This is a genomic window from Pseudomonas sp. Yb2C2, from assembly GCF_052112325.1.
Lineage (GTDB): Bacteria > Pseudomonadota > Gammaproteobacteria > Pseudomonadales > Pseudomonadaceae > Aquipseudomonas > Aquipseudomonas marginalis.
On record NZ_JAVAJK010000001.1, the window covers coordinates 372,469 to 397,247 of the forward strand.

31 protein-coding genes are annotated in these 24,779 nt (G+C 60.8%); 19 read left to right on the forward strand and 12 right to left on the reverse strand.

Annotated features, from left to right (window positions below; translation table 11 throughout):
- Positions 1 to 9: 9 nt before the first annotated feature.
- Positions 10 to 612, forward strand: coding sequence for a glutathione S-transferase family protein (locus Q8X51_RS01705; protein WP_065926609.1), 603 nt, complete (start codon positions 10 to 12; stop codon positions 610 to 612).
- Positions 613 to 672: 60 nt separating this feature from the next.
- Here Q8X51_RS01705 and Q8X51_RS01710 read toward each other — a convergent pair whose 3' ends face one another.
- On the reverse strand, positions 673 to 1,569 hold the full coding sequence (locus Q8X51_RS01710; protein WP_065926610.1) for a LysR family transcriptional regulator: 897 nt from the start codon (positions 1,567 to 1,569) through the stop codon (positions 673 to 675).
- A 130-nt stretch (positions 1,570 to 1,699) separates the two neighbouring features.
- On the opposite strand from Q8X51_RS01710, the gene Q8X51_RS01715 reads away from it, so the two are divergent.
- The 3 genes from Q8X51_RS01715 to Q8X51_RS01725 are packed head-to-tail and all read left to right on the forward strand — an operon-like array spanning position 1,700 to position 4,642.
- Positions 1,700 to 2,992, forward strand: coding sequence for a CitMHS family transporter (locus Q8X51_RS01715; RefSeq protein ID WP_065948608.1), 1,293 nt, complete (start codon positions 1,700 to 1,702; stop codon positions 2,990 to 2,992).
- A 1-nt stretch (position 2,993) separates the two neighbouring features.
- Positions 2,994 to 4,319: an acyclic terpene utilization AtuA family protein gene (locus Q8X51_RS01720; protein ID WP_065948607.1), complete on the forward strand. Its 1,326-nt coding sequence runs from the start codon at positions 2,994 to 2,996 to the stop codon at positions 4,317 to 4,319.
- A complete protein-coding gene (locus tag Q8X51_RS01725; RefSeq protein WP_065926613.1) occupies positions 4,316 to 4,642 on the forward strand; it encodes an AtuA-related protein in 327 nt (108 codons plus the stop codon). The genes Q8X51_RS01720 and Q8X51_RS01725 overlap by 4 nt, the downstream gene beginning before the upstream one ends.
- Before the next feature lie 48 nt (positions 4,643 to 4,690).
- Here Q8X51_RS01725 and Q8X51_RS01730 read toward each other — a convergent pair whose 3' ends face one another.
- Both Q8X51_RS01730 and folE read right to left on the reverse strand, forming a co-directional pair.
- Complete coding sequence (locus Q8X51_RS01730; protein WP_065926614.1) at positions 4,691 to 5,062, reverse strand: glutathione S-transferase N-terminal domain-containing protein; 372 nt, start codon at positions 5,060 to 5,062, stop codon at positions 4,691 to 4,693.
- Positions 5,063 to 5,163: 101 nt separating this feature from the next.
- Entirely contained in the window at positions 5,164 to 5,709 is a 546-nt protein-coding gene (gene folE, locus Q8X51_RS01735) for a GTP cyclohydrolase I FolE (protein ID WP_019826593.1), read from the reverse strand.
- 176 nt (positions 5,710 to 5,885) lie between these two features.
- Between folE and Q8X51_RS01740 the strand changes: the two genes are divergently transcribed.
- From Q8X51_RS01740 to Q8X51_RS01750, 3 genes are all read left to right on the forward strand, one after another.
- Complete coding sequence (locus tag Q8X51_RS01740; protein ID WP_242001095.1) at positions 5,886 to 6,176, forward strand: zeta toxin family protein; 291 nt, start codon at positions 5,886 to 5,888, stop codon at positions 6,174 to 6,176.
- Positions 6,095 to 6,349: a zeta toxin family protein gene (locus tag Q8X51_RS01745; protein WP_242001094.1), complete on the forward strand. Its 255-nt coding sequence runs from the start codon at positions 6,095 to 6,097 to the stop codon at positions 6,347 to 6,349. Before Q8X51_RS01740 ends, Q8X51_RS01745 begins: the two co-directional genes overlap by 82 nt.
- A 156-nt stretch (positions 6,350 to 6,505) precedes the next feature.
- The gene (locus Q8X51_RS01750; protein ID WP_065926615.1) at positions 6,506 to 6,694 is read left to right on the forward strand and encodes a hypothetical protein; all 189 of its coding nucleotides are present in this window, start codon (positions 6,506 to 6,508) and stop codon (positions 6,692 to 6,694) included.
- A 52-nt stretch (positions 6,695 to 6,746) separates the two neighbouring features.
- Here the strand turns inward: Q8X51_RS01750 and Q8X51_RS01755 are convergent, their stop codons facing one another.
- The 3 genes from Q8X51_RS01755 to Q8X51_RS01765 all read right to left on the reverse strand — a co-directional run bounded on the left by Q8X51_RS01755 (position 6,747) and on the right by Q8X51_RS01765 (position 8,432).
- Positions 6,747 to 7,304: a Smr/MutS family protein gene (locus Q8X51_RS01755; protein WP_016976371.1), complete on the reverse strand. Its 558-nt coding sequence runs from the start codon at positions 7,302 to 7,304 to the stop codon at positions 6,747 to 6,749.
- A gap of 75 nt (positions 7,305 to 7,379) precedes the next feature.
- A complete protein-coding gene (locus Q8X51_RS01760) occupies positions 7,380 to 7,700 on the reverse strand; it encodes a hypothetical protein (protein WP_027603931.1) in 321 nt (106 codons plus the stop codon).
- Positions 7,701 to 7,841: 141 nt separating this feature from the next.
- Entirely contained in the window at positions 7,842 to 8,432 is a 591-nt protein-coding gene (locus Q8X51_RS01765; RefSeq protein ID WP_065926616.1) for a cysteine hydrolase family protein, read from the reverse strand.
- 240 nt (positions 8,433 to 8,672) lie between these two features.
- Between Q8X51_RS01765 and prmB the strand changes: the two genes are divergently transcribed.
- A complete protein-coding gene (gene prmB / locus Q8X51_RS01770) occupies positions 8,673 to 9,581 on the forward strand; it encodes a 50S ribosomal protein L3 N(5)-glutamine methyltransferase (protein WP_065926617.1) in 909 nt (302 codons plus the stop codon).
- Positions 9,582 to 9,815: 234 nt separating this feature from the next.
- On the opposite strand, the gene Q8X51_RS01775 is transcribed toward prmB, so the two are convergent.
- Entirely contained in the window at positions 9,816 to 10,625 is an 810-nt protein-coding gene (locus tag Q8X51_RS01775; protein WP_027603934.1) for a hypothetical protein, read from the reverse strand.
- A 99-nt stretch (positions 10,626 to 10,724) separates the two neighbouring features.
- Positions 10,725 to 11,687: an alpha/beta hydrolase gene (locus Q8X51_RS01780; protein ID WP_065948606.1), complete on the reverse strand. Its 963-nt coding sequence runs from the start codon at positions 11,685 to 11,687 to the stop codon at positions 10,725 to 10,727.
- A 143-nt stretch (positions 11,688 to 11,830) separates the two neighbouring features.
- Between Q8X51_RS01780 and aroC the strand changes: the two genes are divergently transcribed.
- From aroC to Q8X51_RS01800, 4 genes are all read left to right on the forward strand, one after another.
- On the forward strand, positions 11,831 to 12,922 hold the full coding sequence (gene aroC / locus Q8X51_RS01785) for a chorismate synthase (protein ID WP_027603936.1): 1,092 nt from the start codon (positions 11,831 to 11,833) through the stop codon (positions 12,920 to 12,922).
- Between the two features lie 10 nt (positions 12,923 to 12,932).
- A complete protein-coding gene (locus tag Q8X51_RS01790) occupies positions 12,933 to 14,093 on the forward strand; it encodes an MFS transporter (protein ID WP_065926619.1) in 1,161 nt (386 codons plus the stop codon).
- Positions 14,090 to 14,620 carry a 1,2-dihydroxy-3-keto-5-methylthiopentene dioxygenase gene (locus Q8X51_RS01795; protein ID WP_065926620.1) on the forward strand — a complete coding sequence of 177 codons (531 nt, stop codon included), beginning with the start codon at positions 14,090 to 14,092 and terminating at the stop codon, positions 14,618 to 14,620. The genes Q8X51_RS01790 and Q8X51_RS01795 overlap by 4 nt, the downstream gene beginning before the upstream one ends.
- A gap of 209 nt (positions 14,621 to 14,829) precedes the next feature.
- Positions 14,830 to 15,099, forward strand: coding sequence for a response regulator transcription factor (locus Q8X51_RS01800; protein WP_065926621.1), 270 nt, complete (start codon positions 14,830 to 14,832; stop codon positions 15,097 to 15,099).
- Positions 15,100 to 15,161: 62 nt separating this feature from the next.
- Here the strand turns inward: Q8X51_RS01800 and Q8X51_RS01805 are convergent, their stop codons facing one another.
- Complete coding sequence (locus Q8X51_RS01805) at positions 15,162 to 15,440, reverse strand: DUF3509 domain-containing protein (protein ID WP_027603943.1); 279 nt, start codon at positions 15,438 to 15,440, stop codon at positions 15,162 to 15,164.
- Positions 15,441 to 15,835: 395 nt separating this feature from the next.
- Between Q8X51_RS01805 and Q8X51_RS01810 the strand changes: the two genes are divergently transcribed.
- The 5 genes from Q8X51_RS01810 (at position 15,836) to Q8X51_RS01830 (ending at position 21,539) form a co-directional block, all read left to right on the forward strand.
- Positions 15,836 to 17,662, forward strand: coding sequence for a long-chain-acyl-CoA synthetase (locus Q8X51_RS01810; protein ID WP_323146999.1), 1,827 nt, complete (start codon positions 15,836 to 15,838; stop codon positions 17,660 to 17,662).
- A 96-nt stretch (positions 17,663 to 17,758) separates the two neighbouring features.
- Positions 17,759 to 18,274 carry an ankyrin repeat domain-containing protein gene (locus Q8X51_RS01815; RefSeq protein WP_027603945.1) on the forward strand — a complete coding sequence of 172 codons (516 nt, stop codon included), beginning with the start codon at positions 17,759 to 17,761 and terminating at the stop codon, positions 18,272 to 18,274.
- 41 nt (positions 18,275 to 18,315) lie between these two features.
- A complete protein-coding gene (locus Q8X51_RS01820; RefSeq protein ID WP_065948604.1) occupies positions 18,316 to 18,846 on the forward strand; it encodes a hypothetical protein in 531 nt (176 codons plus the stop codon).
- A 67-nt stretch (positions 18,847 to 18,913) separates the two neighbouring features.
- The gene (locus Q8X51_RS01825; RefSeq protein ID WP_003172956.1) at positions 18,914 to 19,105 is read left to right on the forward strand and encodes a PLDc N-terminal domain-containing protein; all 192 of its coding nucleotides are present in this window, start codon (positions 18,914 to 18,916) and stop codon (positions 19,103 to 19,105) included.
- Between the two features lie 346 nt (positions 19,106 to 19,451).
- Positions 19,452 to 21,539 (forward strand): LTA synthase family protein, encoded by a 2,088-nt coding sequence (locus Q8X51_RS01830; protein WP_065926624.1) that lies wholly within the window; start codon positions 19,452 to 19,454, stop codon positions 21,537 to 21,539.
- Between the two features lie 69 nt (positions 21,540 to 21,608).
- Here Q8X51_RS01830 and Q8X51_RS01835 read toward each other — a convergent pair whose 3' ends face one another.
- Positions 21,609 to 21,761: a DUF3309 family protein gene (locus Q8X51_RS01835; RefSeq protein ID WP_015885095.1), complete on the reverse strand. Its 153-nt coding sequence runs from the start codon at positions 21,759 to 21,761 to the stop codon at positions 21,609 to 21,611.
- A gap of 328 nt (positions 21,762 to 22,089) precedes the next feature.
- Here Q8X51_RS01835 and Q8X51_RS01840 point away from each other — a divergent pair, with 328 nt between their 5' ends.
- Positions 22,090 to 22,905 (forward strand): SDR family oxidoreductase, encoded by an 816-nt coding sequence (locus Q8X51_RS01840; protein WP_027603948.1) that lies wholly within the window; start codon positions 22,090 to 22,092, stop codon positions 22,903 to 22,905.
- A 127-nt stretch (positions 22,906 to 23,032) separates the two neighbouring features.
- Positions 23,033 to 23,230: a carbon storage regulator CsrA gene (gene csrA, locus Q8X51_RS01845; protein WP_065926626.1), complete on the forward strand. Its 198-nt coding sequence runs from the start codon at positions 23,033 to 23,035 to the stop codon at positions 23,228 to 23,230.
- 1 nt (position 23,231) lies between these two features.
- Here csrA and Q8X51_RS01850 read toward each other — a convergent pair whose 3' ends face one another.
- A complete protein-coding gene (locus Q8X51_RS01850) occupies positions 23,232 to 23,459 on the reverse strand; it encodes a YheU family protein (RefSeq protein WP_003236706.1) in 228 nt (75 codons plus the stop codon).
- 59 nt (positions 23,460 to 23,518) lie between these two features.
- The gene (locus Q8X51_RS01855) at positions 23,519 to 24,703 is read right to left on the reverse strand and encodes an osmoprotectant NAGGN system M42 family peptidase (RefSeq protein WP_065926627.1); all 1,185 of its coding nucleotides are present in this window, start codon (positions 24,701 to 24,703) and stop codon (positions 23,519 to 23,521) included.
- Between the last annotated feature and the right edge of the window lie 76 nt (positions 24,704 to 24,779).

Sequence of the window (24,779 nt, forward strand, 5' to 3'; positions counted from 1 at the left end):
GGGAGCCCCATGTACAAGGTTTATGGCGATTACAAGTCGGGCAACTGCTACAAGGTCAAATTGATGCTCAACCTGCTGGGCATCCCGTATCAATGGGTGGATATCGACATCCTCAACGGCGATACCGAGACCCCTGAATTCCTGGCCAAGAACCCCAACGGCAAGATCCCGGTGCTGGAACTGGAAGACGGCACCTGCCTGTGGGAGTCCAACGCGATCCTCAACTTCCTTGCCGATGGCAGCGAATTCCTGCCCACCGAACCGCGCCTGCGCACACAAGTGCTGCAATGGCAGTTCTTCGAGCAGTACAGCCACGAGCCTTACATTGCGGTGGCGCGGTTTATCCAGTTCTACCTGAACATGCCGGAAGATCGCCTGGAGGAATACAAGACCACCCACAAGCGCGGTTACAAGGCCCTGAAGGTCATGGAGCGTCAGCTGCAAACCACGCCATACCTGGTGGGCGAGCAGTATTCGATTGCCGATATTGCGCTGTATGCCTACACCCATGTGGCCCATGAAGGTGGGTTTGACCTGACGCCTTACCCGGCCGTGCAGGCCTGGTTGAAGCGCGTGGCCAGCCATCCCAGGCATGTGGGCATGCTCGACTGATCACCGCGGTGAAAAAATGTGGGAGGGCGGTGCGACGATTCGACTTGCCCCCTCCCACATTCAGCTCGATGCCGTGCCAGATAATTCATCGTTCAGCAGGTCGAAACAGCGCTGTGCCGCCGGGCTCAATCCCATCCCGCTACGACTGATCAAGCCGATCTCGCGGTTCACCCCGGGATGATCGATGTGGATGCGCTTCAACCCCTCCAGACTGTCCGCCGCCGACTCCGGCAGTACGCTGATCCCCAGGCCCTGACGCACCAGCGCCAGCACCGTCGACATGTAGTTGGCCTCCATCCCGGCGTTCATCGTCAGCCGTGTCTCATCGAACAGCGCATCCACTTGCTCGCGTACGCTGCTGTCGCGGCCGGTGAGGATGATCGGCTGGTCCGCCAGTTGCTCCAGGGTCAATTGGCGATGGTGGGCGAGGGGGTGATCCAGGGGGACGAACGCACACAATCGATCATTCAGCACCGGCACGAACTCCAGGCCATGGCTTAGCCGCGCCCGTACGCCAATACCGAAATCCACTTCGCCTGCGCGGACCTGGGCATGAATGCGATGGGCCACCAGGTCCTGCAGGCGCACTTCGATCCCGGCAAAACGCTCGCGAAACAGGCGCAAGGCCGGGGGCAGGGCGCCGGCGCAGACCGACGGCAGGGCCGCGAGGGTGACCACACCACGGCGCAAGGCCGCGAGGTCGCGGGAGCCGGTGACGATGTTGTCCAGGTCCAGCAGCAGTTTTTCCATCGGCCCGCGCGCGTCCTGGCCGGCAGCGGTGATGCTCACATGCCGGGGGCTGCGGTCGAGCAGGGCGACGCCGAGCCAGTCTTCCAGTTGTTGCACCTGCACGGTGAGTGCCGAAGGCGAAAGATGCAGCTCATGGGCGGCCTTGATAAAGCTGCCGGTGCGGGCCACCGCAAGGAACGCCTGAATGTGCTGGATCGAATTTTTCATTGTTGTTGTTCTCGAGCGTTTTGTTTTTACGAACATGACTGGCTGAACATTCCAATTTACAAAGAGTAACGCGCTTCCAATACTCCAGGGAAAACAATAACCGGCCACCAAGGCCGCTCTGGAGTAACCCATGCTCGCAACCCTGGGTGTCATTACCATCCTGTGCCTGCTCGCTGCCGTCATGAGCAAACGCCTTTCGCCACTGGTGGCTCTGATCGCCTTGCCGATCATCGCCGCGCTGCTCGGTGGATTCGGCCTGCAAACCAGCGCCTTCATCATTACCGGCATCAAGAACGTCGCCCCCGTGGTGGGCATGTTCGTGTTCGCGATCCTGTTTTTCGGGATCATGACCGATGCCGGTATGCTCGATCCCATCATTGATCGCATCCTGCGCACGGTAGGGACACGTCCTACACGGATTGTCGTTGGGACTGCGACCCTCGCCCTGTTGGTGCACCTGGACGGTTCCGGTGCCGTGACCTTTCTGGTGACGGTGCCGGCGATGCTGCCGTTATATACGCGGCTGGGCATCGACAAACGCATCCTCGCCTGTGTCTGCGCGATGGCCGCCGGGGTCAATTTCCTGCCGTGGACCGGCCCGGTGTTGCGCTCTTCGGCGGCCTTGCACGTGCCGGTGGCGGACCTGTTCCAGCCACTGATTCCGGTGCAGATCGTCGGCCTGATCTTCGTCTTCGCCTGCGCCTGGTGGCTCGGCCGGCGAGAAGAAAAACGCCTCGGCCTGGGCGCCGGCTCCAGCGTGGACGCCGTGCCGCAACGAGTGCTCAGCGACGACGACATCAAGCTGCGCCGCCCCCGCCTGTTCTGGGTCAACCTGATCCTGACCGTGCTGGTCATGGTGGTGATGATCGCCGGCTGGGTCGACCCGGTGGTGATGTTCATGCTCGGCACCGTGGTAGCGCTGTGCATCAACTACCCGAACGTGGACGCCCAACGCGCACGCATTGATGCCCATGCGAAAACCGCTCTGACCATGGCCAGTATCCTGCTCGCCGCCGGGGTGTTCACCGGCATCATGCAAGGCACCGGCATGCTCAAGGCCATCGCTGAAGTGGCGGTGGCGCAGATTCCGGCGGGCCACGGCAAGTTGATTCCGGCGGTGGTGGGCTTTTTGTCCATGCCGCTGAGCATGCTGTTCGACCCCGATTCCTATTATTTCGGCGTGATGCCGGTGATCGCCGAAGTCGGCAAGGCCCTGGGCGTCGACCCGCTGCAAGTGGCCCAGGCGTCGTTACTGGGCGTGCACACCACCGGTTTCCCGGTCAGCCCGCTGACCCCGGCGACCTTCCTGTTGGTGGGCCTGTGCAAGATCGAATTGGCCGATCACCAGCGCTTCACCATCCCTTTTCTGTTTGCCGCGTCGGTGTTGATGACCCTGACGGCGTTGCTCTTGGGAGTGATTTGAAATGAAAACCTTGCGCATCGGTTCCGGCGCCGGCTACTCCGGCGACCGCATCGAACCTGCCGTGGAACTGGCCGAGCTGGGCGACCTGGATTACCTGGTGTTCGAGTGCCTGGCCGAACGCACCATCGCTTTGGCGCAACAGGCGCGAATCAGTGACCCGCAGGGGGGGTATGACCCGCTGCTCAGCGAGCGCATGCGCCGGGTGTTGCCCTTTGTCGGCCAGCATGAGGGGCGCCGTCGCCTGCGGGTGATCACCAATATGGGCGCGGCCAACCCGGTGTCGGCGGCGCTCGAAGTGCGGCGGATTGCCCATGAGCTGGGCCTGGGCCTCAAGGTGGTGGCGGTGGTCGGCGATGACGTGCTGGACGTCTTGCGCCCCGAGCAGGTACTGGATAACGGCCGAACCCTGGGTTCACTGGGCGCGCGACTGATTTCCGCGAATGCCTACCTGGGCGTCGACGGCATTCTTGATGCCTTGCGCGCCGACGCCGATGTGGTGATCACCGGGCGGGTGGCCGACCCGTCGCTGTTCCTCGCCCCGCAGGTGTTTGAATTCGGCTGGGCGATGGACGACTGGCAGCGCCTGGGGCGCGGCACGTTGGTCGGGCATCTGCTGGAGTGTGCCGGGCAGGTCAGCGGCGGCTATTTTGCCGATCCCGGTTTCAAGGATGTGGATGACCTCGCACGCCTGGGTTTCCCGTTGGCTGAAATCGATGCTGAGGGTGAGGCCGTGATCACCAAGGTTGCAGGCTCCGGTGGGCGGGTCAGTCGCGCCACCTGCACCGAGCAATTGATCTACGAAGTGCATGATCCTGCGGCGTATCTCACCCCGGACGTGACCGCCGATTTTTCCCAGGTGGGGTTTGACGAGGAGGGCGTTGATCGGGTGCGTGCCCACGGTGCTGCTGGCCGCGCACGGCCCGAGCAGTTGAAGGTGAGCGTCGGTTACCTGGATGGCTGGATTGGCGAAGGGCAGATGTCCTACGGCGGCCCCGGCGCGGTAGCACGGGCGCAGTTAGCGCGGGATGTCGTACTCAAGCGTTTGCAACTGATGGGTGTGAAGATGCAGGACGTACGCGCCGAACTGATCGGCATGGACTCGCTGCACGGTCCGCGCAGCAGCGTAGAGCCCTGGGAAGTGCGCCTGCGCGTGGCGGCCCGCTGTGAAGACCGCAGTGAAGCGGTGCGGGTCGGCAATGAAGTGGAAACCCTCTACACCAACGGCCCGTCCGGCGGCGGCGGTGCCAGCAAGAGCGTACGGCAGGTGGTGGCGGTGGCGTCATTGCTGCTGCCCCGTGACGCGGTCAACCCGAGGATCGAAGCATGAAACTGCACACGCTGGCCCATTCCCGTACCGGCGATAAGGGCGACACCTCGAACATTTCGATCATTGCTTACCGAGCCGAGGATTATCTGCTGTTGTGTGAACAGCTTACCGCCGAGCGCGTGGCCGACTTTTTTGCCGGCCTGCTGGAGCCTTACGCTGCCCCGGTGCGGCGCTATGAACTGCCGAATGTGCAGGCGCTGAACTTCGTACTGCCGGGGATATTGCGCGGCGGCGTAACCCGCTCGCTGGCACTGGATGCCCATGGCAAGTGCCTCGGCTCGGCGTTGCTGGAGCTGGACCTGGATTTGCCAACACCGAACTGAATGTGGGGGGGGGCAAACTCCCTCCCACATTGGATCTCAGCAGGTCTGTCAGACCGCAGCGAAACGCTTGTCCAGGTAATCGATGATCACCTTGGAGTCATACATCCAGGTGGTCTGGCCATTCTCTTCGATACGCAGGCACGGCACTTTGATCTTGCCGCCTTGCTCCAGCAGGGTCTGGCGGTCCTGCTCGTTGTTCTTCGCATCCTTCAGCGCCACCGGCACATTCAGGCGGTGCAGGGTGCGGCGGGTCTTCACGCAGAACGGGCAGGCGTGGAATTGATACAGGGTCAGGTCCTTGGCCGCTGCGTTCACCTGTGCCTGTTGTTCGGCAGGGCGCTGCTTTTTACGCGGACGGGTAAGTAAGTCGCCGGCGATGATGACGTGGCCGAGGCCCACTCGAAGTGCTTTGACGAACATGGCTGAAACCTCTTGCCCATGAAGAAGGGGCCGCAGCTTACCTTAATTCTGCAGGCGAAAAAAAACCGGCGATGAACGCCGGTCTTTTCCTACGCAGCCTGTTACTTGATCAGGCTGAGGAATTCACTGCGGGTGGCCGCGTTTTCGCGGAACTCACCCAGCATCACCGACGTGATCATCGACGAATTCTGTTTCTCCACACCGCGCATCATCATGCACATGTGCTTGGCTTCGATCACCACGGCCACGCCCAAGGCGCCGGTCACTTGCATCACCGCGTCGGCGATCTGGCGGCTGAGGTTTTCCTGGATCTGCAGGCGGCGCGCATACATGTCGACAATCCGCGCGACCTTCGACAGGCCCAGCACTTTGCCGCTTGGGATATACGCCACATGCGCCTTGCCGATAAACGGCAGCAGGTGGTGTTCGCACAGCGAGTACAGCTCGATGTCCTTGACCAGCACCATTTCGCTGTTGTCGGAGCTGAACAAGGCACCGTTGGTGACTTCTTCGAGTGTCTGTTCATAGCCGCGGCAAAGGTACTGCATCGCCTTGGCGGCACGCTTGGGCGTGTCGAGCAGGCCCTCGCGGGAGACGTCCTCGCCGAGTTGGCCGAGGATCGCGGTGTAGTTTTGTTCCAATGTCACAGGACTGTTTCCGTATGGGTTTCAGAACGGTACGGTGTATGCCTGTACCAATGTGAAGCGCTGCCCGGCGCGCAACAGCGGCGGGTGATGTGGCGCACATAGTAGCGTAGGTGCGCCGACAGTTGTATTCCCGGACGATACCGATGTTAGAGTCGGCCTCCGTTGAGGAGGACGTGATGACCCCGCTGGAGCGAAGTATTTCTGAGCGCGCCCTGATCTTTGCCAAAGCAAATCGGACCCGCATTGCCCGTGAACTTGCCTGCCTGACTAAATACCCAGGTGAAAATTATCCGGTTTCAGTGTTTATGGCGGGCTCGCCTGGCGCCGGCAAGACAGAAGTGTCCAAATCATTTATTCGCTTGATGGAGGAGGGGGATCCAGTGCATTGCGAATCGACCCCGATGACTTCAGGGAATACTTTCCTGATTACACAGGCGCAAACTCCAGTCTTTTTCAACGTGGCGTAACTGCCATGGTGGAGAGGACTGTCGACCTCGTTTATCAGCAGCGCCAGTCTTTCCTGTTGGACGGAACGCTGGCCAACTTTGCCGTGGCTCGGAAAAATATCCAGCGCGCCCTTGATAAGGAAAACCGGTCTGCACAGGTTATCTACGTCTACCAGAAGCCTGAGCTGGCGTGAGTTTCTGGGGCGTCTTCAAGTCGATGTGCTCATCAAGGACACTGATGGCGGGGAGTCATACATCGGCATCGACCTATCGGCTGAGGAAATTGACGAACTCGTTATACAGCCCTACCATCCTGATCAACTTGAGCAAATTTTGACCGGAGTAGCCTTATGAAAGGCGAAATTACGGAAGTTGTAGAAAAATATTCATCCACCACCATGTCAGATTTTTTTCGAAGTGGTTCGGTAGAAGAAAAACGTGCTGTTTACAGAAGCGCAGCCGATACTGCGATCACCATGCAAAAGGCAGTGATCTCGCTGGCGAAAGAGAAAAAAGCGAAAGAGCTTTTCGACAACTGACGTTACTGGCAATACCACAATAGCCCAGCTCAATTGCTGGGCTTTTTATTACTTACTCGTCGCGCCCTTCCATCATCGTGCGCTTGAGCATCACATACACCGCACCCGCGCCCCCATGACGGGCCTGGCACGAGGTAAAGCCGAGCACCTGGGCATGCTGGCGCAGCCAGGTGTTGACGTGGCTCTTGATCATCGGCCGCTTGCCGTCCAAGCGCACCGCCTTGCCATGGGTGACGCGCACGCAGCGAATTTCGAACTTGGTGGCTTCGGCGAGGAAGGCCCACAGGGTTTCCCGGGCTTTTTCCACGTTCATGCCGTGCAGGTCGAGGCTGCCTTCGAACGGGATCTGACCGGCCTTGAGCTTGCGCATCTGGCTTTCCTGTACGCCGTCGCGGGCCCACATCAGCTCGTCTTCGGGGCCGACGTCGATCACGAACTGGTCTGACAGGCCATCCACGGTGGTGGCATCGGTGCGCACGGTAGCAGCCTGGCGCAGCTTGGCGATCTGTGCGCGGTCGGCCTTGGGTTTGCCGGTGTCGGCGCGGTCGTGCTTGATCGGCTTGACGCCGCGCAGCTCGTTTTTGAACAGGGAAAAATCGTCGTCTTGCATGTCAGCCTCCGCGAAGGGCAGGCAGTTTACCTAAATCGCGGCGGCCGGGGCGCAGGAAACGCTATCCAAGCGCCATCAGTCGTGCTTTTTCATCAGGTGCGAGGCGATGTTCAGTGACAACGGCTGGCGCATCTTCCGACGGCTGCGGCGCCACAGCCACACGCCCAGCCACAGCACCAGCAGCCCGATCCCCAACAGAATCGCCGAGCCGCCAGGGCTGGCATTCAGTTCGCCAAGGGCCGGCGAGTGGCCAAACAAACCGGCGCCACCAGCGCCGGTCAACAGCAAACCTACTACCGCCAGCAGCGCGGCAATGCCGGCCACCAGGCGCAGACGCCAGTTGCTCGGGCCCTTGGGGCGCAAGCGACGAGCGTCAAAACCATCGGATATCTTCATTCCGACCTTTCCTCCAGGGTATCGGCCCTTCGACCGGAAGATACACAGGTTGTTCCTGTACCCGAGGTAAATGCGCCAAATGAGAGGGCTTTGCGGATGAGCGGGACCTTCAACAGGCCGCACCGCTCACCCGAAGGGCGATCAGATCAGGTCTTTAGTCAGTGCGAGAGTGGCAAAATTGTCAGCCATGATGGCCATCTCGGTCTGCTGCACATGCTCGGCGCTCAGGATGCCACCTTTGTAAGGCAGGTCGCGGGTGGCGCAGGCGTCTTCCACCAGGGTGCAGCGAAAGCCCAGGTTCTTCGCGGCACGCACGGTGGTGCTGACGCTGGAGTGGCTCATGAAGCCGCAGACGATCAGGTCCAGGGAACCGAGGTCCTGCAGGTGTTTTTCCAGGCCGGTGCCGTGGAAGGCGCTGGGCAGCAGCTTGCCGATGATGGTTTCGTCACCTTGAGGTTCGAGGCCGGGGATGAACTCACCGCGCTCGCCCTGGGGGTCAAACAGGCCGCCCACGGTACCCAGGTGGCGCACGTGCACGATCGGGCGCCCGGCGTTGCGCGCGGCGGCGACCAGTTGCTTGATATTGCCGACCGCCGCGTCCATGCCGGAGAGGGCGAGCGGGCCACTGAGGTATTCCTTTTGAGCGTCGATGATCACGAGGGTCGCATGGCCAAGGTTGGCAGCTGCGTAACCACGACCGCTGAGTTGAAACATCGTCTTTGGAACGGACATTCTGGGGCTCCTGTGAGGGGGGCTTTTGCGTCATTGTCCACTGGCTGAGCGGTTCTGTGAATCGCTACTATCGTAAGGTACGCCGTTGCTGGCGTGCAGCCATGTCAAGTGGCGGCGATGTTTAACCGAATGATGGCGATTTGGATGAAATCCGACGTATGGCAACAGCTTTTCGTACATCGTCGGTACAGGCGAAGGCTGTTAGAATCGCCAGTCGTTTTTTCCAGGAGTCTGCCCCCCGTGATCACATCTCGCCTGCGCACCTTGCGCGACCACATCCGTTGGGCCGTCAGCCGTTTCCATGGGGAAGACCTGTTTTTTGGCCATGGCACCGACAATGCCTGGGACGAAGCCCGGCAGTTGGTGCTCGGCGCTTTGCACCTGCCATGGGAAATTGCCGACAGCTACCTCGATTGCAACCTGGAAGAAGAGGAAATCTCTCACGTACAGCGTTTGTTGCATCGCCGTATTCATGAGCGGGTGCCCACGGCCTACCTGTTGAAAGAGGCGTGGTTCTGTGGGATGTCGTTTATCGTTGACGAGCGCGTGCTGATCCCGCGTTCACCCATCGGCGAGTTGATCGAAAACCGCTTCGAGCCTTGGTTGGCCCAACCGCCGGCGCGCATCCTCGACCTGTGCACCGGCTCCGGTTGCATCGGCATTGCCTGCGCCTACGAGTTCCAGGACGCCGAAGTGGTACTCGGCGACCTGTCCTTCGAAGCCCTGGAGGTGGCCAACCAGAATATCGAGCGCCATGGTGTCGACGAGCGCGTGTACACCGTGCAGGGCGACGGTTTCGACGGCCTGCCGGGCCAGCGCTTTGACCTGATCGTGTCGAACCCGCCGTATGTGGATGCCGAAGACTTTGCCGACATGCCGGACGAATACCAGCACGAGCCGGAGCTGGGCCTGGCCTGCGGCGACGATGGCCTGAACCTGGTGCGACGCATGCTGGCCGAGGCGGCGGACCACCTGACCGAGAAGGGTTTGCTGATTGTCGAGGTGGGCAACAGCCAAGTGCATGTTGACGCGCTGTACCCGGAAGTGGACTTCGCCTGGCTGGATTTCCAGCGGGGTGGGCATGGGGTGTTCATGCTCACGGCCGAACAGTGCCGGGAACACCAGGCAATCTTCGCCGCTCGGGTTTAACCAACCTTAGGGTAGAAAATGTGGGAGGGGGCAAGCCCTAATGCCAGTCAGTTAAGCGTACATCGCCTCCTGTAGGAGCGAGCTTGCTCGCGAAAAACGTCAACGATAACGCGTGCTTCCTGAATGAGCGCGGCGCCTGTGAGTTTTTCGCGAGCAAGCTCGCTCCTACAAAAAGCCTTAACTGACTGGCATTAGGGGCAAGCCCCTCCCGCATTTCGATGGCTTTCCAGCCGGCTAGCGGTGCGTGGCAATCCAGATCAACAGCCCCGCCTGAAACACGGTGAACGCCACCAGGCAGGTGATGGTAAAGCGCAACCCGCTGTCCTCACGCTTGAACTTGGTGACCTTTTCTTCTTCCTTGCGCAGTTTCACTTCCTGCTCCAACAGGTTGTGCTCGGCCTGTTGCAGCATCTGCGCGGCTTCAAGGATCTCCACGAACTGCACCTTCTCGGTGTTCCAACTGTCCAGTACATCGCTGACCTTGCCCGGCTGCACGTTGCCTTTGAGGTGCTGCACATCGGCGTAGGCCACATCGAAACCCTGGACGCGCAGGAAGTGATCGCGGCGCAGGCGTGTGGCTTCGTTGAGTGCGTCCTTGTTGGCCAGGTCCACGCCGTCGACGCGGTAGCTTGACCATTTTTTCTTCGCCCACGCGGCGCCCTGGGCCACCAGGAAGCGACCGATGCCGCGGTTGGCCGGTTCGATTTCCAGGCTGTTGCCCGGGCCGAAGTGCACGCGGTGTTTATCGTGATCCACCCAGATATCCAGATGGTTCTGCTCGCGGCGCACCCGCTGCCCCGGTAATTGGATCACCATGCGCAACAGGCTGTGGTGTTTGTCATGGCGCTCGGCATAGCCGAACTGTACGAACCGCAGCGGCCGCAGGCCGGTGGCGCGGTCGGTGGCCAGCGGTGCCAGGCGCAGCATCTTGAAATGCTCGGCCTGAACATCCGCCCACGGCAGGGGCGCCGCCGTGTCGATAGCCTCGGTTTTTTCAGCCGGGGTGTCGGCGGTCGGTTCCGGTGTTGCTTCAGTGGTTGTCATGCGGTGCGATCCTGTCCAAGCCCTGCCAGTCGACAGTCTTTTTGCTGTCGACTCTGGGCTTATCGGCCGCTTTTTGCAGGACTGGAGGCAAATTGTCGCTTAACGGGGTTGAAGTCCGTCGATAAAGCCTGCCAAGCGGGTGCCCAGCTCAGCGGCGAGCGGCAATTGCGGGTCATTGTAGGAGGCCAATTGTTGCTTTACGTCGTTGGGCACGATGCGCATCACGTGGTTCATGCCTTCGATCACCGCCAGTTCGGCATCGGGCTTGGCCCTTTTGAGTTGCTCGGCGTCGCCCACACCGACCTGAATATCGTTGGTGCCCTGGATGATCAATGCCGGCATGCGCAGTTTTGCAAACGCCGCTGAAGGGTCGGCGCGAAACAGGCTGATCAGATACGGCTGCACGCTGGGTCGGAAAATGCCCTCCAGCGGGCCTGGCACATCGGCATCCACCTGACCGGCCTTGAGGTGATCGAGGATTTCATTGCTGCGCAGCAGCAGGGCAGGGGGCAGGTGATCGGCCAGTTGCTGGCGGATCACCTGGTCGACCGGGCGGGCGCTGCCGGACAGGGATATCACCCCGGCCGGGTCGAGTTGCGGTGCGGCCAGTGCAGCCACCAGCGCGCCTTCGCTGTGGCCCAGCACAATCAGCGGGCCCATGCGTGTGTCGGCCTTGAGCAATTTGCCCCAGGCCACCGCGTCGGCCACGTAGGCCTCCAGGGTCAGGTTGCGTTCGTCGGGCGTGGCGGCGAGGCTGGCGGCCACACCGCGCTTGTCGTAGCGCACGCTGGCGATGTTGTGCCGGGCCAGCACCCAGGCCAGGCGCTTGAGGCTGTCATTGCGAGCGCCGTCGGCGCTGTTGCCGTTGCGGTCGGTGGGGCCGGAGCCGGCGATGATCAACACCACCGGCACCGGTTTATCGGACTGCGGCAGCAGCAGCGAGCCAAACAGTTCGCCGCTGCCGGTGTCCAGGCTGATCGGGCGTTGCAGTACGACAGGGGAGGCGGCGTCGGCCACGGCGGTAAACAGGGTCAGGGTAAACAGAAGAACTCGCAGCATCATCGCGCCATCATGAGGAAGGTGCCGGTTGGACCAAGGTCTACCGGTAAGGTTTCGAGGATGAACTAGTCGGTTAGCCTGCGTATACTGGCCGCCTTAAGTTATTACGGTTGACTTGATTCAACTGATTTCACGGAGCGCCCTGCATGTCCGGCAATACCTTCGGCAAGCTGTTCACTGTCACCACCGCGGGCGAAAGCCATGGCCCGGCGTTGGTCGCCATTGTCGACGGCTGCCCGCCCGGCCTCGAGCTGTCCCTGGAAGACCTGCAGCGTGACCTCGACCGCCGCAAGCCCGGCACCAGCCGCCACACCACCCAGCGCCAGGAGCCCGATGAAGTCGAGATCCTTTCCGGGGTGTTCGAAGGCCGTACCACCGGGTGCGCCATCGGCCTGCTGATTCGCAACACCGACCAGAAGTCCAAGGACTACTCGGCGATCAAGGATCTGTTCCGCCCGGCCCATGCCGACTACACCTACCACCATAAATACGGCGAACGCGACTACCGTGGCGGCGGCCGCAGCTCGGCGCGCGAAACGGCCATGCGCGTGGCAGCCGGGGCCATCGCCAAGAAATACCTGGCGACCCAGGGCATCGTCATCCGTGGCTACATGAGCCAGTTGGGCCCGATTGAAATCCCGTTCAAGACCTGGGACAGCGTTGAAGACAACGCTTTTTTCTGCCCTGACCCGGACAAAGTGCCGGAGCTGGAAGCCTACATGGACCAGCTGCGCCGCGACCAGGATTCGGTCGGCGCCAAGATCACCGTGGTCGCCGAAGGCGTCAAGCCGGGCCTGGGCGAGCCGATTTTCGATCGCCTCGACGCCGAACTGGCCCATGCGCTGATGAGCATCAATGCGGTGAAAGGCGTGGAAATCGGCGCCGGGTTCGCCTGCGTGTCCCAGCGTGGCACCGAGCACCGCGATGAACTGACGCCGGAAGGTTTCCTCAGCAACAACGCGGGCGGCATCCTCGGCGGTATTTCCTCCGGCCAGCCGATTGTTGCGCACCTGGCACTCAAGGCCACCTCGAGCATCACCACCCCGGGCCGTTCGATCGATGTACACGGCAACCCGGTGGACGTGATCACCAAGGGCCGTCACGACCCGTGCGTGGGCATCCGGGCCACGCCGATTGCCGAAGCGATGATGGCCATCGTGTTGATGGACCATCTGTTGCGCAATCGCGGGCAAAATGCCGATGTGCGCGTGAGTACCCCGGTGCTGGGCCAGCTGTGACGGCGCGGCGGTGACAGCCCTCCCGTACTGGCGCCTCTCCAGCTTCTACCTGTTCTACTTCGCCCTGCTCGGGGCGACGGCGCCGTTCCTGGCGCTGTACTTCGACCACCTGGGGTTCTCCAGCGCGCGCATCGGCGAGCTGGTGGCCATCCCCATGCTGATGCGCTGCGTGGCGCCCAACCTGTGGGGCTGGCTGGGCGACTACAGCGGCCGACGCCTGGCTATCGTGCGCTTCGGTGCGGTGTGCACCCTGCTGAGTTTTTCCCTGATCTTCGTCAGTCACACCTACGCCTGGCTGGCCCTGGTGATGGCCCTGCATGCGTTCTTCTGGCACGCGGTGCTGCCGCAGTTTGAAGTGATCACCCTGGCCCACCTGCAAAAACAGACCTCGCGCTATAGCCAGGTGCGCCTGTGGGGCTCCATCGGTTTTATCCTCACCGTGGTGATCATGGGCCGCCTGTTCGACTGGCTGAGCCTGGATATCTACCCGGTGGTGGTCGTGGTGATCATGGCCGGCATCATCGGTGCCAGCCTGTGGGTGCCGAATGCGCAGCCCGCCAGCCACGGCAATCGCCTGGCCGCTGATGGTTTCCTCAAACAGCTGCGCAGCCCCGGCGTACTGGCGTTTTACGCCTGCGTGGCGCTGATGCAAATGAGCCATGGCCCGTATTACACCTTCCTGACCCTGCACCTGGAACACCTTGGCTATAGCCGTGGCATGATCGGCATGCTGTGGGCCCTGGGGGTGGTGGCGGAAGTGCTGATGTTCCTGGGCATGAGCCGCATCCTCACGCGTTTTTCGGTACGCCGGGTGCTGCTGGCCAGTTTCCTCCTGGCGGCCCTGCGCTGGCTGCTGCTGGGCTCGTTTGCCGAACTGCTGTGGGTACTGTTGCTGGCGCAGGTGATGCACGCTGCCACGTTCGGCAGTTTTCACGCGGCGGCGATTGCCTTTGTGCAGCGCAGTTTTGGCGATAAGCAACAAGGCCAGGGCCAGGCGCTGTACGCCGCCCTGGCCGGCACCGGCGGTGCGCTGGGTGCGCTGTATTCCGGCTACAGCTGGAACCTGCTGGGGCCGACCTTCACCTTTAGTATTGCCAGCGTCGCCGCCCTGGCCGCGGCCGCTATCATCGGTTTTCGATTGCAAGAGCAGAACCAAGGAACCCTTCAATGAGTTATGTCGCCGTCTACCCCGTCGCTTCACCGGATACCCCGAACAAGGTCCTGACCCATGTCGACGACATCGCCGCTACCCTGGCCGAGCACGGTGTGCGGTTCGAGCGCTGGCAGCCTGCCCTGATCGAGAGGGGCGCCAGCGACGCTGAGATGATTGCCGCCTATCAGCCGCAGATCGATGCCCTCGGCTACGGTGCGGTGGCGGTGCTCAGTGTCACCAGCGACCACCCGCAAAAAGCCGAATGGCGTGCCCGGTTCCTGGATGAACGCCGCTACAGCGAAGACGAAGTGCGTTTTTTCATCGCCGGCCAGGGCTTGTTCAACCTGCATGTTGGCGACTACGTGTATGCCGTGCGTTGTGAGAAAAACGACCTGCTGGTGATCCCGGCTGGCATGGCGCACTGGTTTGATATGGGCGAGAACCCCCACTTGGTCATGCTGCACTTGTTCAACACCGCGCAGGGGTGTGTACCGACGTTCACCGGCGACGATGTTGCCAGCCATTTCCCAGGTTTGGACGATTGAACTCAGGTAATTGGAATCTTCAACCCCGGCGAGTTGGAAGTTGTTGTGGGAATAAGCTTAGTTACGCGTAGGGTTTGGCTGTTTATCCAGGGCAATGCGCACTGAAACCATTCGTTATGTAACTCTCTGCGTCGCCAGTGTTTGTGCCACCTGTCAATAGGAGGAATCCGAATGGTGGTAGGGCATCAGCCAATAAAAGGAGAGATGTAATGAATGGCCCAGAGGAGTCGTGTCCGCCGCCGTGTGTCGTAACCAATGCTGTCAGGAGACGCCTGAGCCTGTCCGGTAAGCCCCTGACTCCAGCGGAATTGGAGATCTTACGCTGGGCCTCGGAGGGCAAGACTGTCTGGGAAATCAGCCAGATTCGTGCCACGTCCGAAGCCACCGTCAAATTCCACCTGCGCAATATCTACGGCAAGCTGGAAGTCACTAACCGCGTGCAGGCGATGAATGAGGCGGCTCGCCAAGGCCTGTGCTGACACACATCAATAAAAAGGCCGCGACGCTCAATAGCGTCGCGGCCTTTTCATGACTGCGGTATTTACGCCGAGTGGTAGGTCGGCAGGGCAAAGCGGTTCTGGCTTTGCAGCATGGAAATTTGCGGCAATTCACTGGCTTGTTCGGCCAAGTCGCGACGAATCGCGCTGATCACCCAGGTCAATTGATCGGCGGTGTGCAACTGCTGGTAAGAGATCGAACGCTTGACCTGCTTGCCGTCACTGTTGCGCAGGGTCAACAGGATGCCGCCGTCGGGACGTGGCTGGGTGGTGACATCGTAGTTGGAGAATACTGAAGCGAATTTATCTTGGATCAGGCTCATGTCTATCAGCTCCGTTGGCTCAAGTTGGCAAGCATGGAGTGATAGGTGCAGTGATTGTGCCAGCTCATGATTTATAAAAATATCGTTATAAATCAACAGATTGAAAATATCTTGGATTTTCGATTTCGTGCAATTTGCATGAATGGCCATCATGCATCCTGCATTTTGCGCTACTCGATAGGGTGGGATGGGCGCGTCGATACTCGTAAAGACTGTTTCTGCGCAGCTAAATTCCTTTTTTGAGGGCATGCCGGTTGGGATACAAAACTTTTCAAATCCCGCGTGTACAGCCGAAGAACGGCTGACGTATTTTCCTGCAATGCATTCGGCCTTCCGCTTACGGAGGTATCGGTGCTTTTGGATCAGACGAAGAATAAGAAAAAGGACGTTCCTCCATGAGTCACCCGCACAACGACATGATCACCTGGGGCAAGCTGCTGAGTAAGGTGCCGGCCATCGTCCGTGCCTTGCCGCGCGTAGTGCGTGGCATGCGTGCCGCCAATGTCACCGACCCCGCGCAGCCTTGCGGGCTGGGCTGGCACTTTGAGCAAGCCACCCTGCGCAACCCCGACGGCAACGCGTTGCTGTACGGCGACCGTGTGCTCAGCTACACCGACGCCAACCAGCGTGCCAACCGTATTGCCCATCACTTGCAAGCCCAGGGCATCGGCAAGGGTGACGTGGTGGCGCTGTTTATCGAAAACCGCCCCGAATTACTCTTGAACGTGCTGGCCGTGGCCAAGCTGGGTGGCATCTGCGCGATGCTCAATACCGCGCAAACCCAGGCGACGCTGGTGCACAGCCTGACCCTGGTGAGCCCGGCAGCCATTATTGTCGGCGCGGAACTGGTGGCCCCCTATGACGCGGTGCGCGATCAGGTGGCCATCGCGGCTGATCGAACCTGGTTCGTCGCCGATCAACCGTCCAGCCTGGTACCGCAGGGTTATATCGACCTGGTGGCTGCGAGCGCCGAGTGCCCGGTGGACAACCCTGCCAGCACTGCGCAGATCTTCTTTAACGACCCTTGCTTCTATATCTACACCTCCGGCACCACCGGCCTGCCGAAGGCCGGCATCATGAAACATGGCCGCTGGACCAAAACTGCCGTCAGCTTCGGCAGCATCGCGCTGGACATGGGCCCTGACGACGTCCTGTATTGCACTTTGCCGCTGTACCACGCCACCGGCCTTTGCGTGTGTTGGGGCTCGGCGATTGTCGGGGCATCGGGCTTCGCCATTCGCCGCAAGTTCAGCGCCAGCCAGTTCTGGGACGATGCGCGCCGATTCAAGGCGACCACCCTCGGCTACGTCGGTGAGTTGTGTCGTTACCTGCTCGACCAGCCACCCGGTGAAAACGACCTTGATAACCGCGTGACCAAGATGGTTGGCAATGGCTTGCGCCCCGGCGTGTGGGCGCAGTTCAAGGCACGCTATGGCGTGGAGCATATCTGCGAGCTGTACGCGGCCAGTGACGGCAATATCGGTTTTACCAACGTGCTGAATTTCGACAACACCATCGGTTTCTGTCTCCAGCACTGGGCGCTGGTGGACTACGCCCATGACAACGGCGAGCCGCTGCGTGGCAGCGACGGTTTTATGCGTAAAGTCCCCACGGGCGGGCAGGGCCTGTTACTGGCCAGGATCGATGAAAAATCGCCCTTCGACGGCTACACCGACCCGGAAAAGAATCGCCGGGTGGTACTCACCGACGTGTTTGAAAAAGGTGATCGCTACTTCAATACCGGCGATTTGTTGCGCAGCATCGGCTTTGGCCATGCGCAATTTGTGGATCGTCTGGGGGATACCTATCGCTGGAAAGGTGAAAACGTGTCCACCACCGAGGTCGAGAACGTCCTGCTGCAACACCCGCAGATCGCCGAAGTGGTGGCTTATGGCGTCGAGATCGAAAACACCAATGGCCGTGCGGGCATGGTCGCCATCACCCCGAGTGAGTCCCTGGCCTCGCTGGACATGCGCGAGTTGCTGCAATTCGCCCACGGCCAGTTGCCGCACTATGCAGTGCCGCTCTTCCTGCGGATCAAGGTCAAGATGGAAACCACCGGTACCTTCAAGTACCAGAAGGTCAAGCTCAAGGAAGAGGCCTTTGATCCGGACAAGGCCGGCAATGACCCGGTGTATGCCTGGTTGCCGGGGTCGGACTGCTATGTGCCGGTCACCGGGCAACTGTTGGCGCAGATCCAGGGTGGCCAGTTCCGCTATTGATTCTGTCTATGGCCGCTTTTGGTAAAAAGGGCATGACAGTGGGGAACTCCCTCGCGACACTGGCGGCCTATAAAGCACCAGACAAGGAGCCCCCACATGTCAGACCACGCCAAACAAATGACTGAAGACGAAGCCGCCGAATTTGCCGAGCAGGTCTTCGACGTCGCCCGCAAAGGCGACGCCGCCATGCTCGCCGCGCTCCTGGCCAAAGGCTTGCCGGCCAACTTTCGCAATCACAATGGCGATACCTTGCTGATGCTGTCTGCCTACCACGGCCATGCCGAAGCGGTAAAAGTGCTGCTGGAGTTCAAGGCCGACCCGCTGATCGCCAATGACAAGAACCAGCTGCCCATCGCCGGCGCGGCGTTCAAGGGCCACTTGCCGGTGGTCAAGGCGCTGATTGAAGGGGGCACGCCGATCGAGGCCGCCTCGTCCGACGGTCGTACTGCGTTGATGATGGCCGCCATGTTCAACCGCGTCGACATGGTCGACTACCTGCTCAGCCAAGGCGCCAACCCCAAGGCCACCGATGCCCAGGGCGCGACTGCGCTGGCGGCGGCGCAGACCATGGGGGCGAAGGACACGGCGGCGCAGCTGGAGAAACTGGTGTAGGCTGTGGGCCCTCAAAAAACAGCCCGCTACAGGATCACCCCATGAAAACCGCCCTCGTCGAACTTATCAGCAAAATCAGCGCCGGGGTCATGGGCGAGGATGAGGTGGCGCGCATCGCCGAAGAGGCCGCCCAGGCCTACGCCGACCCGGCGGCCTTCCTGGCCGCCAACCCGGATATCAACTACGACGACAGCTTTCCGATCCCGCTGGGGGAGTGGGTGGTGGTCGGCAGCCTGCCGGATACCGTGCTGTTCCAGGCCGATACCTATGGCGACCTGTTTGCGCAGATCGTCGCGTCGTTCGGCCCGGGTGTGGCGTTCAACCTCAAACCCAAGCAACTGGCCAAGACTGACGGCCTCACCGCCCTGAACCGTATCCAGATCCAGATGAGCGCCCTGAGCCCGGAAGACGGCGGTTATGTGCTGCTCAACTTCAGCCAGTTGCTGGACGACGAGATCCAGGCGGTGCTGGTGTTCGGCAATGACCTGCCGCGCGTGCTGGCGTTGTGCGCCGAAGTCGGCATCCAGGCCGAGCCGTCCCTGGAAGCGCTGAAGGTCGCCGTGCACGTCTGAAATAAAACGGAACCCCGGCCAGGGCTGGCTATCCTACAAGGGCATGCCCTCACTTAGGAGCGACACCATGGGTTCCACTTTCAACGGTCTGATCGGGCTGATCATCCTGGCGCTGGATATCTGGGCGATCATCAATGTGTTCAAAAGCGGCGCAAGCACCGGGGCCAAGGTGTTGTGGATCCTGTTGATCCTGCTGCTGCCGGTACTGGGCCTGATCATCTGGGCTATCGCCGGGCCGCGCGGCAACGTGCGGATCTGACCCCGCACCCTCCTTGTAGCAGCTGCCGAGCCTTGGCGAGGCTGCGTCAGCGGTGTATCAGACACACCGCACACGCAGCCTCGCCAAGGCTCGGCAGCTGCTACGGTACTTGCTCGTTTCTTCGCTGCATTTTGTGTATCGAAATATTCGCTGCACACAATTTTCACATCTTATCCAAGACAATCCGCCGGCTCTATCTCTCCCTGCCAAGGCCCTGCCTCAGGTGCTTTTAAAGGCGGCGCAGCGGTGCTCGTTCAGTAATTAATAGCCTTGATGCCGTTGATCGGGCACCATTCGCGCCACTGCACTACTTCGTCACTAAACTTCCAATGGGTCCTGAAACGACATGGCAAACCCGGACGCCCTGAGTCAGCAGCGAGCTTCTAATCGCCTGCTGCAACCGACCGTCAAATCCCATCTAGCGTACACGCTGCTCTGCGCACTGGTCATGATGGTGATGCTCTCCCTGCTGCGCCTGGCGCTGCTGGTCTACAACCGCGAGATGATCCTCGACACGCCGGCCTCGACCTTCCTTGAAGCGTTCGCCAACGGCCTGCGTTTTGACATCCGCCTGGTGGTCTACCTGCTGATCCCGCTGCTGCTGGCACTGTTCAGCGTACGGGCCATGGCCGCGCGTGGGTTCTTCCGCTTCTGGCTGACCCTTGCGTCCAGCATCGCCCTGTTCCTGGGCTTGATGGAGATGGACTTCTACCGCGAGTTCCACCAGCGCCTCAACGGCCTGGTCTTCCAGTATGTGAAGGAAGACCCGAAAACCGTGATGAGCATGCTCTGGTACGGTTTCCCGGTGGTGCGCTACCTGCTGGCCTGGGCCGTGGGCACGCTGATCCTGAGCATCGCGTTCAAAGGTGCCGACCGCGCCACGCGCCCACGTGGTCCGTTCAGTGGTGGCAGCATCGGCACGCGCCAGGTGGCGCCGTGGTACAGCCGCATCGCGGTGTTCGTGGTATGCCTGCTGATCGCCGTGGTTGCCGCCCGTGGCACCCTGCGCCAGGGCCCGCCGCTGCGTTGGGGTGATGTGTACACCACCGATTCGAACTTCGCCAACCAGTTGGGCCTCAATGGCACCTTGTCGCTGATCGCGGCGGCCAAGGCCCGGTTCGGTGAAGACCGCTCCAATGTCTGGAAGGCGACCCTGGACCAGCCGCTGGCCACCCAGACCGTGCGTGACATGCTGGTGCTGCCACAGGAAAAACTGGTCGATACCGACATCGCCGCCGTGCGCCGCGACTACACGCCGCCGGCCGAGAAGACCCTGCCGATCAAGAACGTGGTCGTGATCCTGATGGAAAGCTTCGCCGGTCACTCGGTAGGCGCCTTGGGGCGTCCCGGCAATATCACGCCGTACTTCGACAAACTCTCCAAGGAAGGCCTGCTGTTCGACCGTTTCTTCTCCAACGGCACCCATACCCACCAGGGTATGTTCGCCACCATGGCCTGCTTCCCGAACCTGCCAGGCTTTGAATACCTGATGCAGACCCCGGAAGGCAGCCACAAGCTGTCGGGCCTGCCGCAGTTGCTCAGCGCCCGTGATTTCAACGACGTGTATGTCTATAACGGCGACTTCGCCTGGGACAACCAGTCGGGCTTCTTCAGCAACCAGGGCATGACCAACTTCATCGGCCGCAACGACTTCGTCGACCCGGTGTTCTCCGACCCGACGTGGGGCGTGTCCGACCAGGACATGTTCAACCGTGGCCTGGAAGAGTTGAAGGCCCGTGAAGGCGGCAAGCCGTTCTACGCACTCCTGCAAACCCTGTCCAACCACACGCCGTACGCATTGCCGACGCCGTTGCCGGTGGAGAAAGTCACTGACCGTGGCAGTCTCAACGAGCATTTGACGGCCATGCGTTACTCCGACTGGGCCCTGGGCCAGTTCTTTGAAAAGGCCCGCAAGGAGCCGTACTTCAAGGAAACCCTGTTCGTGATCGTGGGCGACCATGGCTTCGGCAACGAACAGCAGATCACCGAGATGGACCTGGGCCGCTTCAACGTACCGATGCTGATGATTGCACCGGGCGTGCAGGAGAAGTTCGGCGAGCGTGACCACACCGTGGGCACCCAGATCGACATCGTGCCGACCATCATGGGCCGCCTGGGTGGCGACACCCTGCACCAATGCTGGGGCCGCGACCTGCTGAACCTGCCGGAAGGCGACAAGGGCTTTGGCGTGATCAAGCCATCGGGCAGCGACCAGACCGTGGCCTTGGTCACCGCAGACCGCATTCTGGTACTGCCCAAGGAAATGCCACCGAAGCTGTGGCAATACGAACTGGGCGCCAACCCGAGCGGTAAGGTGATTGCCGAATCGCCGGACGAGGCTGCACTCAAGCAGAAACTCGAAGCGTTCCTGCAAACCGCGACCAAGAGTTTGCTGGATAACACCGCAGGTGTTGTAAACGGTAAGCCGGACTAATTAACCGGCAATAAAAAAGAGGCCTTTTTCAAGGCCTCTTTTTTTTGCTTCGTTATTATCGCGGGGCGGTTATATCCGGCCCAGCAACAACAGGACCAGCAGTACCACCAGCACTACACCGAGGATACCCGACGGGCCATAACCCCAATTACGCGAGTGCGGGAATACCGGCAGGCCGCCGACCAGCAGGAGGATCAAGATAATGATCAGAATGAGGCTCATGGTTTTTTCCTTATTGTCTTTCTGCAAAGACCGGTTGTTTAACGATAGGCCTGCAGAGTTAATTACAGACGCCTTAACTACTCCGACTCTGGTGCTTCGCAGAAAATTCCATGTTTTTTTAAAGCATTTCGATCACTCGTTTATTTCTTTTGATTCGCGCTCATCCAGCACTTATTAGTTGAAAAACATTGAACTTAGGCGGACGGCAGGCATCCGACCCGGCCCACGGTTTGCCTGGGGCATTCATCACTCTGATGGTGCGTGGGTGCAGGAAAAACCTTCGCTACACTGCCGATCACTTCTTCTGTGAACCACAAGGCTACTTCCTATGCAAAATCGCATGATGATCACTGGCGCCGGGTCCGGCCTGGGTCGTGAAATCGCTCTGCGCTGGGCCCGTGAGGGTTGGCAGTTGGCCTTGTCGGATGTCAGCGAGCCAGGCTTGCAGGACACCCTGAAGCGCGTGCGTGAAGCCGGTGGCGATGGCTTTATCCAGCGCTGCGACGTGCGCGACTACAGCCAGCTCACGGCGTTTGCCCAGGCCTGCGAAGTGAAGCTGGGCGGCATCGATGTGATCGTCAACAACGCCGGCGTAGCCTCGGGCGGCTTCTTTGCCGAGCTATCGCTGGAGGACTGGGACTGGCAGATCGCAATCAACCTGATGGGCGTGGTCAAGGGTTGCAAGGCGTTCCTGCCGCTGCTGGAAAAGAGCAAGGGCCGCATCATCAACATCGCCTCGATGGCGGCCCTGATGCAGGGGCCGGCCATGAGCAACTACAACGTGGCCAAGGCCGGTGTGGTGGCGCTGTCGGAGAGTTTGCTCGTGGAACTCAAGCAGCAGGAAGTCGGCGTGCATGTGGTGTGCCCGTCGTTCTTCCAGACCAACCTGTTGGACTCGTTCCGTGGGCCCACACCGGCGATGAAGGCGCAGGTAGGCAAGCTGTTGGAGAGTTCGCCGATCTCGGCGGCGGACATTGCCGACTACATCTACCAGCGTGTGGCGCAGGGCGAATTCATGATCCTGCCCCATGAGCAGGGGCGGATGGCCTGGGCCCTGAAGCAGAAGAACCCGCAGTTGCTCTATGACGAAATGACCACCATGGCCGACAGGATGCGCGCCAAGGCACAGGCTGTTAAGGGCTGATCAGGCAGTAGTCTGTCAGGCAATTTACCTGCATGGGTAGGCATTGCCTGATTTTGCCGCGAGGCATTGCTGCGCCCACACCCAGCGCGCATGGTCGGGGTCCTGTCATTCAATAAGGACAACCGCCATGCTGGTCTTAAGCCGCGCCGTAGGCGAAATCATCGCCATCGGTGATGACATCACCGTGCGCATTCTCGAGCTGAACGGTAATCAGGTGAAATTTGGTGTTGTTGCGCCCGTCGGGGTGCATGTCCATCGCGCCGAGGTGTACCAAAAGATCCTCAAGCGTCAAACCCCGCAATCCCAGCCCGCCACCAACCCCTGAGTCAGTCGAACAGATGCTTGGGCACATCGTGCTTGAGCATCAACTGGCACTGCTCGCTGTCCGGGTCGAACACAATCAGCGCCTGGCCCTTGGTCAGCGCCTGGCGCACCCGCAGCACGCGGGTTTCCAGGGGCGTGTCGTCACCATTGTCGGTGCCGTCGCGGGTCACGAAGTCTTCGATAAGGCGGGTCAGGGTGTCGACTTCAAGTGCGTCGTAGGGAATCAGCATACAAGCCTCAGATGATGGATCCCGGCGATCCTACTGCGCCGGGACCGCAGTTGCCAGCGTCAGGACTTCTGGCCGACCAGGCTGTCCACCGATGGCACACGCGTGTCGCTCTCCATCTGCGTTTCGTGCTCGATCTGATGGCTGAACCGATCCAGTGAGCCCTGGGCCGGTTGTGCGTCACTGGCGAACACCGGCGGGCTGAGGATATACGCGCCCAACAGCCGGCTCAGTGCTGCCAGGCTGTCGATATGGGTGCGCTCATAACCATGGGTCGCATCGCAACCGAACGCCAGCAGCGCCGTGCGGATGTCGTGGCCGGCCGTCACCGCCGAGTGGGCATCGCTGAAGTAATAGCGGAACAGGTCGCGGCGCACGGGCAAGTCGTTATCCGAAGCCAGGCGCAGCAGGTGGCGGGAGAGGTGATAGTCATACGGCCCGCCGGAATCCTGCATGGCCACACTGACCGCGTGCTCGCTGGAGTGCTGGCCGGGAGCGACCGGGGCGATATCGATACCGACAAATTCACTCACATCCCAGGGCAGGGCCGCCGCAGCGCCGCTGCCGGTTTCCTCGGTGATGGTGAACAGCGGGTGGCAGTCGATCAGCAGCGGTTCGCCGCTATCGACGATGGCCTTGAGTGCAGCCAACAGCGCGGCGACGCCGGCTTTGTCGTCCAGGTGGCGGGCACTGATATGCCCGCTCTCGGTGAACTCGGGCAACGGGTCGAACGCCACATAGTCACCGATGCCGATCCCCAGGGAATCGCAATCGGCGCGGGTGGCGCAATAGGCGTCCAGGCGCAATTCCACGTGGTCCCAGCTCACCGGCATTTCATCCACGGCGGTGTTGAACGCGTGCCCGGAGGCCATCAACGGCAACACGCTGCCACGGATCACCCCGTTGTCGGTAAACAGACTGACGCGGCTGCCTTCGGCAAAGCGGCTTGACCAGCAGCCGACGGGCGCGAGGGTCAGGCGGCCGTTGTCCTTGATCGCGCGCACGGCGGCGCCGATGGTGTCCAGGTGCGCCGACACCGCACGGTCGGGGCTGTTTTTCTGGCCCTTGAGGGTGGCGCGAATCGTGCCGCGCCGGGTCATTTCAAACGGGATGCCGAGTTCTTCCAGGCGCTCGGCGACGTAGCGCACGATGGTGTCGGTAAACCCGGTGGGGCTGGGAATGGCGAGCATTTCCAGCAGGACTTTTTGCAGGTAGTTGAGATCCGGTTCGGGGATGGTTCGGGTCATAAAGGTTTCCTTTAGTTGCAAGCTTTGAGCTGCAAGCTTCAAGTTAAAAGCGGTATCTGAGGCTTGCCGGCATTGC

What these genes read in the sequence shown, in the direction of transcription:
- Q8X51_RS01730 (WP_065926614.1), bottom strand. Translation starts at nt 5,062, where the DNA reads ATGTTCGTCAAAGCACTTCGAGTGGGCCTCGGCCACGTCATCATCGCC.
- Q8X51_RS01775 (WP_027603934.1), bottom strand. Translation starts at nt 10,625, where the DNA reads ATGACAACCACTGAAGCAACACCGGAACCGACCGCCGACACCCCGGCT.
- Q8X51_RS01715 (WP_065948608.1), top strand. Translation starts at nt 1,700, where the DNA reads ATGCTCGCAACCCTGGGTGTCATTACCATCCTGTGCCTGCTCGCTGCC.
- Q8X51_RS01725 (WP_065926613.1), top strand. Translation starts at nt 4,316, where the DNA reads ATGAAACTGCACACGCTGGCCCATTCCCGTACCGGCGATAAGGGCGAC.
- Q8X51_RS01835 (WP_015885095.1), bottom strand. Translation starts at nt 21,761, where the DNA reads ATGAGCCTCATTCTGATCATTATCTTGATCCTCCTGCTGGTCGGCGGC.
- Q8X51_RS01825 (WP_003172956.1), top strand. Translation starts at nt 18,914, where the DNA reads ATGGGTTCCACTTTCAACGGTCTGATCGGGCTGATCATCCTGGCGCTG.
- Q8X51_RS01765 (WP_065926616.1), bottom strand. Translation starts at nt 8,432, where the DNA reads ATGTCCGTTCCAAAGACGATGTTTCAACTCAGCGGTCGTGGTTACGCA.
- Q8X51_RS01850 (WP_003236706.1), bottom strand. Translation starts at nt 23,459, where the DNA reads ATGCTGATTCCCTACGACGCACTTGAAGTCGACACCCTGACCCGCCTT.
- Q8X51_RS01800 (WP_065926621.1), top strand. Translation starts at nt 14,830, where the DNA reads ATGAATGGCCCAGAGGAGTCGTGTCCGCCGCCGTGTGTCGTAACCAAT.
- Q8X51_RS01755 (WP_016976371.1), bottom strand. Translation starts at nt 7,304, where the DNA reads ATGCAAGACGACGATTTTTCCCTGTTCAAAAACGAGCTGCGCGGCGTC.
- csrA (WP_065926626.1), top strand. Translation starts at nt 23,033, where the DNA reads ATGCTGGTCTTAAGCCGCGCCGTAGGCGAAATCATCGCCATCGGTGAT.
- Q8X51_RS01810 (WP_323146999.1), top strand. Translation starts at nt 15,836, where the DNA reads ATGAGTCACCCGCACAACGACATGATCACCTGGGGCAAGCTGCTGAGT.
- Q8X51_RS01805 (WP_027603943.1), bottom strand. Translation starts at nt 15,440, where the DNA reads ATGAGCCTGATCCAAGATAAATTCGCTTCAGTATTCTCCAACTACGAT.
- Q8X51_RS01855 (WP_065926627.1), bottom strand. Translation starts at nt 24,703, where the DNA reads ATGACCCGAACCATCCCCGAACCGGATCTCAACTACCTGCAAAAAGTC.
- Q8X51_RS01830 (WP_065926624.1), top strand. Translation starts at nt 19,452, where the DNA reads ATGGCAAACCCGGACGCCCTGAGTCAGCAGCGAGCTTCTAATCGCCTG.
- Q8X51_RS01820 (WP_065948604.1), top strand. Translation starts at nt 18,316, where the DNA reads ATGAAAACCGCCCTCGTCGAACTTATCAGCAAAATCAGCGCCGGGGTC.
- Q8X51_RS01840 (WP_027603948.1), top strand. Translation starts at nt 22,090, where the DNA reads ATGCAAAATCGCATGATGATCACTGGCGCCGGGTCCGGCCTGGGTCGT.
- Q8X51_RS01795 (WP_065926620.1), top strand. Translation starts at nt 14,090, where the DNA reads ATGAGTTATGTCGCCGTCTACCCCGTCGCTTCACCGGATACCCCGAAC.
- Q8X51_RS01750 (WP_065926615.1), top strand. Translation starts at nt 6,506, where the DNA reads ATGAAAGGCGAAATTACGGAAGTTGTAGAAAAATATTCATCCACCACC.
- Q8X51_RS01710 (WP_065926610.1), bottom strand. Translation starts at nt 1,569, where the DNA reads ATGAAAAATTCGATCCAGCACATTCAGGCGTTCCTTGCGGTGGCCCGC.
- Q8X51_RS01815 (WP_027603945.1), top strand. Translation starts at nt 17,759, where the DNA reads ATGTCAGACCACGCCAAACAAATGACTGAAGACGAAGCCGCCGAATTT.
- aroC (WP_027603936.1), top strand. Translation starts at nt 11,831, where the DNA reads ATGTCCGGCAATACCTTCGGCAAGCTGTTCACTGTCACCACCGCGGGC.
- Q8X51_RS01740 (WP_242001095.1), top strand. Translation starts at nt 5,886, where the DNA reads ATGACCCCGCTGGAGCGAAGTATTTCTGAGCGCGCCCTGATCTTTGCC.
- Q8X51_RS01780 (WP_065948606.1), bottom strand. Translation starts at nt 11,687, where the DNA reads ATGATGCTGCGAGTTCTTCTGTTTACCCTGACCCTGTTTACCGCCGTG.
- Q8X51_RS01760 (WP_027603931.1), bottom strand. Translation starts at nt 7,700, where the DNA reads ATGAAGATATCCGATGGTTTTGACGCTCGTCGCTTGCGCCCCAAGGGC.
- Q8X51_RS01705 (WP_065926609.1), top strand. Translation starts at nt 10, where the DNA reads ATGTACAAGGTTTATGGCGATTACAAGTCGGGCAACTGCTACAAGGTC.
- Q8X51_RS01720 (WP_065948607.1), top strand. Translation starts at nt 2,994, where the DNA reads ATGAAAACCTTGCGCATCGGTTCCGGCGCCGGCTACTCCGGCGACCGC.